Source organism: Planomonospora algeriensis, from assembly GCF_977012225.1.
Genome location: NZ_CDRNDK010000974.1, coordinates 1 through 842 on the forward strand (window position 1 = coordinate 1; position 842 = coordinate 842).

The 842-nt window shown below is 70.8% G+C and carries 1 protein-coding gene; it reads left to right on the forward strand.

All coding sequences use genetic code 11. The annotated features are described in order from the left end of the window. Positions 1 to 391: 391 nt before the first annotated feature. The coding region (locus tag ACWJ6R_RS37290; protein WP_449066696.1) for a hypothetical protein at positions 392 to 842 on the forward strand (451 nt) is incomplete at its 3' end.

Genomic DNA, 842 nt, shown 5'->3' on the forward strand with positions numbered 1-842 from the left:
GAGGGGAAGCAGGATCCCGACCACACCGGCCAGGACGAGCCGCCTGCCGAGCTTCTCGCTTACCGCGGACGCGCCTGGCCGTGATTCGATCATGCGTGAATGGTGACACACCGGACATGGTCCAGCCAGGGGCTGGTAGACGGTCTCTTGCCGCGCCGAGCCATCCACTGGGTTGCGTTCAACGAAGGGGTGCACGCAAGCCGATCGGTCACCGGACACTCTCGATCATGAACGATGAGCGAGTGCAACCTGCGCGGGTGCTGTCTCCTATCGGCGGTCCGGTGAAGGGAGCCGGTCATTGCACTCCTGCCGTGACCGCGGTCGTGCCGGACGGGGAAACGGTCGGCGGTTCGATCGACTCCGCAGGAGTGCCCGGGGCCATACTTCCGGGGTGGACGAGCCTTTCGTGATCAATGGTCTGACGCTGTGCCGCGACGCGGCCCCGGCCGCATGGGCGGTGGCGGCGGCCCGGGACTTCGACGGCACGGTCGGTTCCCTGGTCCCGCCGCTCTTCGCCGCGTACGCGCGGGTGTTCCACCCCGCCCGGCGGCGGCTCGGCGGACCCGCCGGGCCGGTCGAGCGGACCGAGGAGGTGACGTGGGCGCAGGTGGCCCGCGCCAACGGGCGCCTGGCGCACCCGGCGATGCAGTGGCCCTCCATCACCGGTTCATGGCGGTTCGTCCATGCCGATGACCAGCCCGGCCTCTGGGAGTACCCGCCGGAGGAGGGATCGCTGCCGGTACGGCAGGCGGCCCGGCTGGCCATGCTGCTGGCCGGGCACACCCGTGCACCGCAGCGCTGCTGGTTCGCCGTCTGGGAGGGGTACGGTGACCTCGCCCTGC